The organism is Pseudoalteromonas sp. MER144-MNA-CIBAN-0113, assembly GCF_040308965.1.
Taxonomy (GTDB): domain Bacteria; phylum Pseudomonadota; class Gammaproteobacteria; order Enterobacterales; family Alteromonadaceae; genus Pseudoalteromonas; species Pseudoalteromonas tetraodonis.
On sequence record NZ_JBEOOG010000008.1, the window covers coordinates 35637 to 47754 of the forward strand.

Below are 12118 nucleotides of genomic sequence, written 5' to 3' on the forward strand. Positions count from 1 at the left end.
TTCCTATTATTCATCTTCAAGAGAGTAAGGTAGAGGCAGAATGTTTAGCTCTACCGAAGGGGTGTGTTTTGCACGAAGAGTCTGATCGATATCAGTATCGTTTGGCAACACGACCAAACCAGTTAAAGTCTGTGTTTGTTCATTATAGCTTTGCGCAATAAGTTTACCTGCACGGCGCCAGTTTTCACTTAATTGGGTTTCAATATCAGGCTCATCAAGTCGTCCTTCGCTTTGTCCTGAAACGATATACATTGCGCGTTTGTTTTTGCCTAGGTATTTCATACGTGCGACAGTTTCTTGGCCTGTGTAGCAACCCTTTTTAAAGCTAATGCCGTTAATGGCTTGCAGGTTAACCATTTGCGGTACGTATTCATCAATTGCATCAACACTTAATTGCGGTTCACCAGCGAGTATAGACGCTTGCTGCCATAGGGCGTCGTTGTCGAGGGTAGACACGTCATCAGGTAGGCAAAATTGGCTATCAACCATTAGTAAAACGCGGTTTGGTGCCAGTTTCAGTGCTTTACCATGGGCGAAGTCACAGGCTGTGGCGTCATCGCTGAAGTGAATATCGAGTTGTACGAGTATGTCTGTTAAGTTATCGCCAAGTAGACCAATTAATCGCTCTGATGCTTTATTAATTTCAACTTTTGCAAATACAGCATATTTTTTTAATTCAGCCAGTGAGCGTTCTACTTCAGCACTTGAACCAGCTAAAAAGTAACTTTGTTGATAAGAAAATAGCTTAAATACACCCCACAGCTTACCTTTTGCGCTACAGTGACCTGTCCACAAAAAGTTGTTGTTGTTGATTTTATTGAGATCTTGAGTGATTTGTCCGTGTAGGTACGATAATTTATCTGCGCCTGAGAGGCTAATAACCTGATGTGATAAAGGACATGCATAAACCTGAGACATAAACACCTTCTTTGCAATAACAAATGAGGTCACATAATAACGTAGTTAAAGCGTATGGTACAGCGACTAACAGACGATGTTTTTATAACTTAGTGCTGTTAAATTAACGCGTATTTGGTAAACTCGAGTTAATTAAATATGAGGTTTAAAATGGTTGAAATACATAGTAAAGCACGTATCCGTTGGGCTTGTCGCCGTGGCATGTTAGAGCTAGATGTTTTGTTTATGCCGTTTGTTGAAGAAGCTTATGATTCGTTAGATGCTAAACAGCAAGCGATTTTTCAGCGTCTATTAACGCAAGAAGACCCAGATTTATTCGCTTGGTTTATGGGCCATGAAGAATGTAAAGACGCAGAGCTAAACAGCATGGTTCAGCTAATTTTAGACCGAGTTCGTGTATAGATTTACCGTTACAGATAATAAAACAGACCACAAACCGATTGTGGTCTTTTTTTGTGTGCTGACTCTAGTGTTGTGCCTATTTATGAACTCGGTGGTGGCAACTCTTTTTTGTATTGCACTTAATACACTTGCTGGCATTATTGTTTGGCGAAAAATCGTGGCTGCTCAACCACAGCAAGGCATTATACTCTTAGAGCCGAATCAATTTCGCTTTGAAGGCTCTGGCAGGCAAATTCAAGGTGTAATTAGTAATCAAAGCCGATTACTTGGTCGCAGTGTGTGGTTGTATATTAATGGTTTTAGTAAAAACTATTGGCTGATTATTTCAGCCAATAGTGTTGATGAGCAAAGCTATGCGCGTTTAAAACGGGCAACGCTTGAAGTAATTAATTACGTAGCGGAGTCAAAATAGTGGGCGTTGGGTTCTCATTTTGCTCTGGATAATCAATGGTAAAGTGTAGTCCACGACTTTCTTTACGTTCCATAGCACTTCTAATAATAAGCTCGGCAACTTGCACCAAATTACGTAATTCAAGTAAGTTATTGCTTACTCTAAAGTTTGCGTAATAATCGTGTATTTCTTGTTGCAGTAACTCAACACGATGAAGCGCACGTTCAAGGCGTTTAGTTGAGCGTACAATCCCAACATAATCCCACATAAACAATCGTAGCTCATGCCAGTTGTGAGTGATGACAATTTCTTCATCTGAATTAGATACACGACTTTCGTCCCAACTAGGTAAATCAACCAGCGCGGGTGCGGTCTCTATTTTACTCAAAATATCTTTTGCTGCTGCATGGGCAAACACAATGCACTCTAATAACGAGTTACTCGCCATGCGATTAGCACCATGCAGGCCGGTATAAGCCACTTCACCCACAGCGTACAAATTTGCTAAATCCGCTTTGCCGTTAAAGTCGGTCATTACGCCACCACAGGTGTAATGTGCTGCGGGAACGACAGGGATTGCCTCTTTGGTAATATCAAGCCCTACACTCAAGCATTTAGCGTAGATAGTAGGGAAGTGTTCAATAATAAAGTCTTTGTCTTTATGGCTAATATCTAAATATAAGCAATTTGCGCCAAGGCGTTTCATTTCAAAGTCGATAGCGCGCGCTACAATATCGCGAGGAGCGAGTTCTTCTCGTTCATCAAACTCTTTCATAAAGCGAGTGCCATCAGGGCGTTTTAAATAGGCACCTTCACCACGCATTGCTTCAGTAATTAAAAAGTTTTGTAATTCTGGGTGGTAAAGACTGGTTGGATGAAATTGATTAAATTCCATGTTAGCAACGCGACACCCTGCACGCCACGCCATTGCTATGCCATCACCGCTAGAAACATCAGGGTTAGAGGTGTAAAGGTATACTTTACTTGCGCCACCGGTTGCTAAGGCAACAAATTTTGCACCAATGGTTTCTACTTTTTTGGCTTTTTTATTCCACACATGCATACCGTGAACATGTGCCCCCGTTTTACCGATATTTTTATCTGTAATTAGATCAATCGCATTATAATGCTCTAACAAGGTGATATTACTGTGCGCTTGAACTTGGCTAATCAGCGTTGTTTGCACTGCTTTGCCAGTGGCATCGGCAGCATGCAAAATGCGTCGATGGCTATGACCCCCTTCACGAGTTAAATGAAAGCGCTCTTTACCTTTACTATCAAATTCCATATCAAAAGGTACGCCTTGGTCAATCAACCATTGTAGGCAGTCATGCGCATTACTGGCAGTGTAATGAACAGCTTCTCTGTCACATAAACCGCCACCTGCATCTAAGGTATCTTCAACGTGAGATTCTATACTGTCATTTTTTTTATCAAAAACAGCGGCAATTCCGCCTTGGGCATAAAGAGTAGAACCTTCGGTTAATTCACCTTTACTGATCACGGTAACGTTACAGTAATTAGCCAAAGATAAAGCAAGTGATAAGCCTGCTGCGCCGCTACCAATAATAGCGACATCGGTAATGTGATGTTTATTTTGGTTCATCTGTGAGGTACTTTGCGGTTACAATGCTCAGATAGAGCAATATTTATTTTTAATACTTATAGTTGTACCATATTTGTTGAACTACTACTAAGTGGTTTTAGCGTATAAACGCGTAATTTGTAGCTATTTTATAAAAAAACAATATGAGTCAGAACTTTTTATTCATCTAAGGGTCAGAGTAGGTGTGAACAATGGCGACACTATGAATAATAAGCAAGAATCAATCAGAGGAGTACCGGCTCGAATGAGCGAGCAGGAATTAGATTTAGCGTTAGTGAAAAGGGTCCAGCAGGGAGATAAAAACGCCTTTAACCTATTAGTTAAGAAGTATCAGAACAAGATTGCCGGTTTGATCTCACGTTATGTATCAAATCAAGGTGACATTGCTGATGTAGCACAAGAAGCGTTTATTAAAGCGTACCGTGCCCTTCCAAACTTTCGTGGTGACAGTGCTTTTTATACTTGGCTTTACCGTATCGCCGTTAATTGTGCTAAAAATTATTTAGTGGCTCAAGGGCGTAAACCGCCAGCAAATGATATAGATGCTGAGGATGCCGAGTTTTATGAAGGTGCAGATTCAATGCGTTCTAACGCGTCACCTGAAAATTTACTATTAAGCGAAGAAGTACGCGCTGTTATTTTTAATACGATTGATAGTTTGCCTGAAGATCTAAAAACCGCGATTACTCTTAGAGAAATTGAGGGTATGAGCTATGAAGAAATAGCCGTGGTGATGGATTGCCCAGTCGGGACGGTACGTTCGCGTATTTTTCGTGCCCGTGAAGCAATTGATAATAAATTAAACCCATTGATAGGCGAGTCTTAGTATGACAAAAGCACACGTTAACCGCTTAGATAACGAATCGTTATCAGCATTACTTGACGGTGAGCAAACTTTAAATGATGCCGCTATTGCATCAGATGATGTTGCTACGTTTGGCCGTTACGCGTTAATCGGTGATGCAATGCGAGCTAAAGAAAATAACAATAATATGGACTTTGATATTAGCGATCGCATTTCGTTAGCACTTGAGAGTGAGCCCGTTTATGCAGACTTTAGCCAGTCTGACAGTGTGGCAACCCCTTCAAGCACCGAAACAGACAACAAAGTAGTGGCGTTTAATTGGCGTAAACCGGTTGCCCAATTGGCAATTGCAGCAAGTGTAGCAATGTTTACTATTGTTGGCGTGAACACCTTACCGCAAGGTGAAGATGCTCCACAAAATGAAATTCCTTTACTGCAAACCACGCCGTTAACCGGCATGGCGTCGCCAGTAAGCTACTCATCAGCACCAGCACTTGATAACGCAGAGCAAGGCTTGCGCGAGCTTCAACAGCAACGCATTGGCGCATTAGTACTTGAACATCAGCGTCAAGCGCGTGTTGCTCATTCGTTAAAAACAGCTAAAACAGATGAAACGTCACAAGAGGAAAAAAACTAATTAGATGAAAGTAATCACTTTTATTATGTCATTGGTGTTAAGTTTTAACACTTTTGCCAATGACACAAACCCCGCTAAAGATTTACTGCTTGAAATGGCCAGTGCAGTTCACACTCGTAATTTCGACGCCTCTTTTGTTGTTGTTAAAGGTAAAAGTATGGAGCCCTACCGCTGGGTGCATGCTAAACAGGGGGACGATGAGCTTGAGCATTTGAGTTTACTCAACGGTGCTGGCCTTGAAATGATCCGCATTGACAACCAAGTTACCTATTTTGAGCCACAATCAGAGCCGTATTCATTAACAACAGACTCAATTGCCGGCCCTATTCCTGAAGTGCTTTTTAAAGATATTAATCGCCTAAGTGCGCATTATGATTTTGTGCTTGGTGGTAAAGGCCGTATTGCGGGGCGTCCTGCTCAGCTGGTTCGAATTGAATCTAAAAACGATGACAAATATAACTATTGGATTTGGATTGATACTGAGTCTTCGTTATTATTAAAAGCCGCTTATGTTAATCATCAAGGCGAAGCACTTGAGCAATTACAACTTACCCATATCAGTGTAACTGAGCAACCGGCAAGCTTATTATTAGAAGTACTTAATCGTAATTTTCCAACCCCATTACCCGCTAATTCAATTGCTGAACAAAGCAAAGCAAATGCTATGAATTGGACTATTGGTTGGCTACCTGAAGGGTTTGAACTACTCAAGTCAGATAGACATAAGCTCGACTTAAACAATGAATTAACAGACTACTATTTATTTTCTGATGGATTCGTTGAGGTATCAGTATTTGTACAACGACCACTACCGGGCAAGCGTTTAAGCGGAGCACTGACCTCGGGTGCAACCACTATATATGTGCACAACGGCGGAAATTTTGATGTGTCTGTGGTGGGGAATATCCCAACAACGAGTGCTAAAGCGATTGCAGAGTCGGTATCACGGGCATTATAGAAACTAAATTATGATAGAACAAACGTTAACCGTCGTGGCCCTTAGTGGCCACGTTGCGCATTTAGAAGCCCAACAAAAACAGGCCTGTGAAGGCTGTAATGGACGTTGTGGCTCACAGGTGTTTAGCAAGTTATTTGGTACCGCCAAAAAAACCTTGCCCTATAAATTTGAAACGCAATTAGAGGTGGGGCAAAAAGTGACCCTGTCACTAGATGACAGCCATGTTGTAAAACATGCCTTTGCCGTTTACATGTTGCCCTTGTTTTTGAGTTTAATCTTCGCCTTAATAACCAGTGAATTAATATTATTGGCCGAAGGCTGGCAAATTTTAGCAGCGATATTGGGTGGCATCACCGGCTTTTTAATTGCTAAAACATGGGTAAAATCACTTAGACATGAGATTAAAGTGATAAAAATTCATCCAATTAGTCTCCCTTTAACTCAAATAGATGGTGATTGACGCCAATTAAATGTAAAATTGCGTTTTTATGCCACAGTAACTTGAAAATGCACAGCAAGTATTTTCAAGTTATTTAGGCATATGACCTTAGTCCTTTAAAATAGAAGTTTAGAATCCAGTTTATGAAGCATATCCGTAATTTTTCGATCATCGCCCACATTGACCATGGTAAATCGACCCTTTCTGACCGTTTGATCCAAGTTTGTGGTGGTTTAACCGACCGTGAAATGCAGAAACAGGTTCTAGATTCAATGGATATTGAACGTGAACGTGGCATTACCATTAAGGCGCAAAGTGTAACGTTAAACTACAAAGCAAACGATGGTGAAACGTACCAGCTCAACTTTATCGACACTCCTGGGCACGTTGACTTTACTTATGAAGTATCACGCTCACTAGCAGCGTGTGAAGGCGCATTATTGGTTGTTGATGCCGGCCAAGGTGTTGAAGCACAAACATTAGCCAACTGTTATACCGCCATTGAAATGGACTTAGAAGTTATACCGGTTCTGAATAAAATTGATTTACCGCAAGCCGATCCATTACGTGTAGCCGAAGAAATTGAAGACATTATTGGTATTGATGCCCTTGATGCTGTGCAATGTAGCGCCAAAACAGGTGTGGGTATTGCTGAAGTACTTGAAATGATCGTTAAAGATGTACCACCACCAGTTGGTGATAAAGACGCACCATTACAAGCGCTAATTATCGATTCTTGGTTTGACCCATACCAAGGCGTTGTATCGCTAGTGCGTATCAAACATGGCGAACTTCGCGCTGGTGACAAAATTAAAATCATGTCAAACGAGAACGTACATACCGCAGATCATGTGGGTATTTTTACGCCTAAACAAACTAACACCGGTGTTTTACGCACAGGTGAAGTAGGGTTTGTTATTGCCGGTATTAAAGAAATACACGGTGCACCAGTAGGCGATACTATTACTCATCAAAAAAATGCGGCACCACTGCGCTTACCTGGTTTTCAGAAAATTAAACCACAAGTCTACGCGGGCATGTTCCCAATTGCGTCAGATGATTACGAGTCGTTCCGTGATGCACTTAACAAACTAAGCTTAAACGATGCGTCGTTATTCTTTGAACCAGAAAATTCAACCGCGTTAGGGTTTGGTTTCCGTTGTGGCTTCTTAGGTATGCTGCACATGGAAATTATTCAAGAGCGTTTAGAGCGTGAATACGACATTGACTTAATCACCACAGCACCAACGGTTATTTATGAGGTAGTGACTAAAGAGGGTACTACACAAATAGATAACCCGTCTGACCTACCAGCCGTAAACGATATTTTAGAAATACGTGAGCCAGTAGTAGAAGCAAACATTTTAGTACCACAAGAGTACTTGGGAAGCGTAATCACGTTATGTGTTGATAAGCGCGGTATGCAAACTAAAATGAGCTATCACGGCAAGCAAGTTGCAGTAACGTATGAACTGCCAATGGCTGAAGTGGTAATGGATTTCTTTGATAAGTTAAAATCAACCAGTCGTGGTTTTGCGTCGCTTGATTATAACTTTAAGCACTTCCAAACCTCAGACATGGTACGTGTAGATATACTTATTAATGGCGAGCGCGTCGATGCTCTAGCTATTATTGTACACCGCGAAAGCGCGCAGTCTCGTGGTCGTCAGCTTGCTGATGCGTTAAAAGAGCTTATACCGCGTCAAATGTTTGATATTGCGATTCAGGCAGCAATTGGTCAGCATGTAATCGCCCGTACAACTGTAAAGCAACTACGTAAAAACGTAATCGCGAAGTGTTACGGTGGTGACGTGAGTCGTAAGAAAAAATTACTTCAAAAACAAAAAGATGGTAAAAAGCGAATGAAGCAACTTGGTAATGTTGAAGTGCCTCAAGAAGCGTTCTTAGCCATTTTAAAAGTTGGTAAATAAAAATAAAGGATAATAAATGGCTGGCTACTTTTCAGTTTTATTGGTGTTATTAACCTTAGGCTCAGGCCTTATATGGTTAATAGATCACTTAATGTTTGCCCCTAAAAGGCAGGAGCGTTTGGCAATTGCACAAACTTCTGCCGGTGGCCAACTTGATGAAGAAACCGCAGCATTGATTGCGCCTGAGCCAGTCATTACTGAAACAGCAAAGTCGATTTTTCCGATGATTGCTGCTATCACTATTTTTAGATCGTTTATTTTTGAGCCGTTTCAGATCCCATCGGGTTCAATGATGCCAACCTTATTAGTAGGCGATTTTATTTTAGTGCAAAAGTATTCTTATGGAATTAAAGACCCAGTATGGCGCAGCCAGTTAGTGGATGTGAGCGAACCAGAGCGTGGCGATATTGTTGTTTTTAAATACCCGTTAGATGAGAGAGTGGACTATATTAAACGTGCTATAGGTTTACCTGGCGATAAAATTGTTTATCGTGATAAGCGTTTATATATTCAACCAAAATGCGAAGAAGGCGAAGTTCAAAAGGGCGCACTTCTTTGTAATGAATTCAATAAAATTGATTTTAAATTAATTAATGATAATGAATTTAAGCAAGGCCCAATGGCTTTAGCGCGTTTAAATGAAGATTTAACTACGTCTAGCCATGATATTTTAATTAACCCAAAATCGCCTGAACGAAAAGGGCGTTACTACCAGCAATTGGGCACTCCTGCGGATGAATGGGTGGTGCCTGCTGATCATTACTTTATGATGGGTGACAATCGCGATAACAGCCAAGATAGTCGCTTTTGGGGCTTTGTACCAAAAGAAAACTTGGTGGGTAAAGCTGTCTTTATATGGATGAGTTTTGAATTTGATAATGGCCCAGATGACATTTTACCAGGATGGGTTCCAACTGGTGTTCGTTTTGAACGCCTAGGTAATATTCAGTAACAATGAAAAAAAATGTAACAGAGTTATACAAAAGAATTGGCTACACATTTGCTGATCAAGGCCTACTTGAGCAAGCAATGACGCATCGCAGCCACAAAGGTCAACACAACGAGCGACTCGAATTTTTGGGCGACTCGATTTTGAGTTTTGTAATTGCCAATGCCTTGTACGCTAAATTTCCTAAAGCACGTGAAGGCGATTTAAGCCGCATGCGTTCGACTTTAGTTCGCGGCCAGACGTTAGCTGAATTTGGCCTTGAGTTTGAGCTAGGTGATTACCTGCGTTTAGGCCCAGGCGAGCTAAAAAGTGGCGGGTTTAGACGCGAGTCGACCCTTGCAGATGCAGTTGAAGCCATAATTGGTGCTGTATTTTTAGATTCAAATATTGATCGCTGCGGCGAGCTTATTTTAGCGTGGTATGAATCACGTTTAGATGCTATTTCACCAGGGCTTAATCAAAAAGATCCTAAGACCCTGCTGCAAGAGTATTTGCAAGCTCGTAAGCTATCATTACCTGGCTATACTGTAGTAGATACTAAAGGTCAGGCACACAATCAAACATTCACGGTTGAATGTATCGTTGATGGAATGGATAGCATTATTTCTGTTGGCAGCTCAAGGCGTAAAGCCGAACAAAAAGCGGCCGAAAAAGCATTGAAGATACTTAAAAATGAATCTTGATACCTTAATACAGCCTCATGAAGGCGAAATAGACACATTTTGTGGCATGGTTGCGATTGTTGGCCGTCCTAATGTGGGTAAATCAACCTTGCTTAATGAAATTATTGAGCAAAAAGTCAGTATTACCTCACGTAAGCCACAAACCACGCGCCATCGTATTATGGGTATTCATACTGAGGGTAAACACCAAGCGGTGTACGTAGATACCCCAGGTCTTCACGTTGAAGAAAAACGCGCCATTAACCGTTTAATGAACCGTGCAGCGTCGAGCTCAATTGGCGATGTTGAACTGATTATTTTTGTTGTTGAAGGCACTCATTGGAATGCCGATGACGAGATGGTACTTAACAAAGTGAGCCAAAGTGGCAAGCCGGTATTGTTAGTTATTAACAAAATTGACCAAGTGAAAGATCGCGACCTTGTACTGCCACATATGAAGTGGTTAGGCGATAAGTTTGATTTTATAGGCATTATGCCTGTATCTGCGACTCAGGGTAAAAACATTAACCTGATCAAAGATGAAGTGACTAAACGCTTACCGCCGTGCGAATTTTATTTTCCAGACGACTACGTTACTGACCGCTCAATGCGCTTTATGGCTGCTGAAGTTATCCGTGAAAAGCTAATGCGCTTTATGGGTGAAGAGTTACCGTATTCAGTGACTGTGGAAATAGAGCAGTTTAAATGGCAAGAAAACGGTATTTGGCACATCAATGGCCTTATTTTGGTTGAGCGTGAAACGCAAAAGCGGATGGTTATCGGTAACAAAGGCGAAAAGCTAAAAGTGATCGGCCGTGAAGCGCGTAAAGACCTAGAAGAAATGCTTGAAAATAAAGTATTTTTAGAATTATGGGTTAAAGTAAAATCGGGCTGGGCTGACGATGAACGTGCCTTAAGAAGCTTAGGCTACGGTGAAGATTAATAAGTATCGAATAGCCTAATATGGACAGCGACTTTTACAAAGCCTATTTATTACACCGACGTCCCTACAGTGACTCGCAAGTAATGTTAGATATGCTGGTAGAAGGCGTTGGTCAGCTTAGAATGCTCGCACGAGTTAGTGGCCGCCAGGCCACTAAATACAAAGCCCAACTCCAACCATTTCAAGCCTTACTCGTCCATTACAATGGCAAATACGATTTAAAGTACATCAATAAATTTGAGCTTCATGGTAATCCGTTATTTTTAACCGGTGATAAGCTTTACTGTGGCTTTTATTTAAATGAGCTAACTAATCGCATTGTGCCGATTAATGAGCCCATTGATCAAGTTTTTCAACTTTATAAAACTCACCTAGAAAACCTTAATAGCGGTAGTGACATGCAAGCGGTACTGCGTTCTTATGAATTTCAACTGTTAGAGCTGCTAGGATATGGAGTCGATTTTAGTTTTGACGCTGACGGTGAGCCAATTGACGAGGTACAAACGTATAGCTACTTCGCAGAAGTAGGGTTTTCAGTGCAACATGACTCGCGTTCTGGGTTTACTGGTTCACAACTCAATGCCATAGCAAATCATGACTTTAGCCAAGCGGATGTGTTATATATGGCAAAGCAATTAAGTCGTTATTTATTAAAACCATTGTTGGGCAACAAGCCATTAAAAAGTCGTGAATTATTTACGGCCTCTCAATAAACAAATTTCACAGGTACAAACATGAAAGATATTCTTCTAGGCGTGAACGTAGATCATATTGCAACGCTTCGCCAAGCTCGAGGTACTTCTTACCCAGATCCAGCCCATGCAGCCAGTGTTGCAGAACATGCCGGTGCAGATGGCATTACGATTCATTTACGCGAAGACCGCAGACACATTCAAGACCGCGATGTGTATGTGATGGCTAAAACCATTCAAACACGCATGAATCTAGAAACCGCAGTAACCGATGAAATGATTGCGATTGCACTTGAGGTTAAACCTGAATATGTATGCTTAGTACCTGAAAAACGTGAAGAGCTTACTACCGAAGGTGGCTTAGATGTAGCGGGTAATATTGATAAAATAGCCGCAGCGACTAAAACCCTAACGCAAGCCGGTATTAAAGTATCACTGTTTATAGATGCTGATAAAGCGCAGTTAGATGCGGCAAAAACCTGTGGTGCACCTTATGTTGAAATTCATACTGGGGCCTATGCAGATGCAACTAATGATGAAGACACCGCAAAAGAGCTTGAGCACATCCGCCAAGGCGTTAAGTATGCAGCGAGTATTGGCTTAATTGTCAATGCCGGCCATGGTTTGCATTATCACAACGTGAAGCCAATTGCAGCGATGCCAGAGATTTACGAGCTTAATATTGGTCACGCTATTATTGCCCGTGCAGCGATTGATGGTTTAGACAAAGCGGTGCGTGACATGAAACGCTTAATGCTTGAAGCACGCGCTTAGAATCATAAAAA

At 41.4% G+C, this 12118-nt stretch carries 14 protein-coding genes; 12 read left to right on the plus strand and 2 right to left on the minus strand.

Annotated elements, in window-relative coordinates:
• Positions 1-6: 6 nt before the first annotated feature.
• Positions 7-918 (minus strand): CAF17-like 4Fe-4S cluster assembly/insertion protein YgfZ, encoded by a 912-nt coding sequence (gene ygfZ, locus AAEY57_RS03540; protein ID WP_350606353.1) that lies wholly within the window; start codon positions 916-918, stop codon positions 7-9.
• Positions 919-1068: 150 nt separating this feature from the next.
• Between ygfZ and AAEY57_RS03545 the strand changes: the two genes are divergently transcribed.
• A complete protein-coding gene (locus AAEY57_RS03545; RefSeq protein ID WP_010387788.1) occupies positions 1069-1320 on the plus strand; it encodes an FAD assembly factor SdhE in 252 nt (83 codons plus the stop codon).
• 82 nt (positions 1321-1402) lie between these two features.
• A complete protein-coding gene (locus AAEY57_RS03550; RefSeq protein WP_350606355.1) occupies positions 1403-1732 on the plus strand; it encodes a hypothetical protein in 330 nt (109 codons plus the stop codon).
• Here AAEY57_RS03550 and nadB read toward each other — a convergent pair.
• Positions 1707-3317 carry an L-aspartate oxidase gene (nadB, locus tag AAEY57_RS03555; RefSeq protein ID WP_350606357.1) on the minus strand — a complete coding sequence of 537 codons (1611 nt, stop codon included), beginning with the start codon at positions 3315-3317 and terminating at the stop codon, positions 1707-1709. The genes AAEY57_RS03550 and nadB overlap by 26 nt on opposite strands.
• Before the next feature lie 244 nt (positions 3318-3561).
• On the opposite strand from nadB, the gene rpoE reads away from it, so the two are divergent.
• The 10 genes from rpoE to pdxJ all read left to right on the plus strand — a co-directional run bounded on the left by rpoE (position 3562) and on the right by pdxJ (position 12107).
• Complete coding sequence (rpoE, locus tag AAEY57_RS03560) at positions 3562-4143, plus strand: RNA polymerase sigma factor RpoE (protein ID WP_008111753.1); 582 nt, start codon at positions 3562-3564, stop codon at positions 4141-4143.
• A gap of 1 nt (position 4144) precedes the next feature.
• Positions 4145-4759, plus strand: coding sequence for a sigma-E factor negative regulatory protein (locus AAEY57_RS03565; RefSeq protein ID WP_350606359.1), 615 nt, complete (start codon positions 4145-4147; stop codon positions 4757-4759).
• Positions 4760-4763: 4 nt separating this feature from the next.
• Positions 4764-5717 (plus strand): MucB/RseB C-terminal domain-containing protein, encoded by a 954-nt coding sequence (locus AAEY57_RS03570; RefSeq protein WP_350606362.1) that lies wholly within the window; start codon positions 4764-4766, stop codon positions 5715-5717.
• 10 nt (positions 5718-5727) lie between these two features.
• Positions 5728-6177 carry a SoxR reducing system RseC family protein gene (locus AAEY57_RS03575; RefSeq protein WP_008111758.1) on the plus strand — a complete coding sequence of 150 codons (450 nt, stop codon included), beginning with the start codon at positions 5728-5730 and terminating at the stop codon, positions 6175-6177.
• 122 nt (positions 6178-6299) lie between these two features.
• Positions 6300-8087, plus strand: a complete 1788-nt coding sequence (lepA, locus tag AAEY57_RS03580) for a translation elongation factor 4 (protein WP_008111760.1) — start codon at positions 6300-6302, stop codon at positions 8085-8087.
• Between the two features lie 16 nt (positions 8088-8103).
• Positions 8104-9039, plus strand: a complete 936-nt coding sequence (gene lepB, locus AAEY57_RS03585; protein ID WP_350606365.1) for a signal peptidase I — start codon at positions 8104-8106, stop codon at positions 9037-9039.
• A gap of 2 nt (positions 9040-9041) precedes the next feature.
• Positions 9042-9719 (plus strand): ribonuclease III, encoded by a 678-nt coding sequence (gene rnc / locus AAEY57_RS03590; protein WP_008111763.1) that lies wholly within the window; start codon positions 9042-9044, stop codon positions 9717-9719.
• Complete coding sequence (gene era, locus AAEY57_RS03595; RefSeq protein WP_008111765.1) at positions 9709-10641, plus strand: GTPase Era; 933 nt, start codon at positions 9709-9711, stop codon at positions 10639-10641. The genes rnc and era overlap by 11 nt, the downstream gene beginning before the upstream one ends.
• Before the next feature lie 20 nt (positions 10642-10661).
• The gene (recO, locus tag AAEY57_RS03600; RefSeq protein ID WP_350606368.1) at positions 10662-11354 is read left to right on the plus strand and encodes a DNA repair protein RecO; all 693 of its coding nucleotides are present in this window, start codon (positions 10662-10664) and stop codon (positions 11352-11354) included.
• 21 nt (positions 11355-11375) lie between these two features.
• Positions 11376-12107, plus strand: a complete 732-nt coding sequence (gene pdxJ / locus AAEY57_RS03605; RefSeq protein ID WP_008111769.1) for a pyridoxine 5'-phosphate synthase — start codon at positions 11376-11378, stop codon at positions 12105-12107.
• Positions 12108-12118 lie beyond the last annotated feature (11 nt).

Excerpts from the sequence above, each read along its gene's own strand:
- ygfZ (WP_350606353.1), bottom strand. The coding sequence starts at position 918 with ATGTCTCAGGTTTATGCATGTCCTTTATCACATCAGGTTATTAGCCTC.
- AAEY57_RS03545 (WP_010387788.1), top strand. The coding sequence starts at position 1,069 with ATGGTTGAAATACATAGTAAAGCACGTATCCGTTGGGCTTGTCGCCGT.
- AAEY57_RS03550 (WP_350606355.1), top strand. The coding sequence starts at position 1,403 with ATGAACTCGGTGGTGGCAACTCTTTTTTGTATTGCACTTAATACACTT.
- nadB (WP_350606357.1), bottom strand. The coding sequence starts at position 3,317 with ATGAACCAAAATAAACATCACATTACCGATGTCGCTATTATTGGTAGC.
- rpoE (WP_008111753.1), top strand. The coding sequence starts at position 3,562 with ATGAGCGAGCAGGAATTAGATTTAGCGTTAGTGAAAAGGGTCCAGCAG.
- AAEY57_RS03565 (WP_350606359.1), top strand. The coding sequence starts at position 4,145 with ATGACAAAAGCACACGTTAACCGCTTAGATAACGAATCGTTATCAGCA.
- AAEY57_RS03570 (WP_350606362.1), top strand. The coding sequence starts at position 4,764 with ATGAAAGTAATCACTTTTATTATGTCATTGGTGTTAAGTTTTAACACT.
- AAEY57_RS03575 (WP_008111758.1), top strand. The coding sequence starts at position 5,728 with ATGATAGAACAAACGTTAACCGTCGTGGCCCTTAGTGGCCACGTTGCG.
- lepA (WP_008111760.1), top strand. The coding sequence starts at position 6,300 with ATGAAGCATATCCGTAATTTTTCGATCATCGCCCACATTGACCATGGT.
- lepB (WP_350606365.1), top strand. The coding sequence starts at position 8,104 with ATGGCTGGCTACTTTTCAGTTTTATTGGTGTTATTAACCTTAGGCTCA.
- rnc (WP_008111763.1), top strand. The coding sequence starts at position 9,042 with ATGAAAAAAAATGTAACAGAGTTATACAAAAGAATTGGCTACACATTT.
- era (WP_008111765.1), top strand. The coding sequence starts at position 9,709 with ATGAATCTTGATACCTTAATACAGCCTCATGAAGGCGAAATAGACACA.
- recO (WP_350606368.1), top strand. The coding sequence starts at position 10,662 with ATGGACAGCGACTTTTACAAAGCCTATTTATTACACCGACGTCCCTAC.
- pdxJ (WP_008111769.1), top strand. The coding sequence starts at position 11,376 with ATGAAAGATATTCTTCTAGGCGTGAACGTAGATCATATTGCAACGCTT.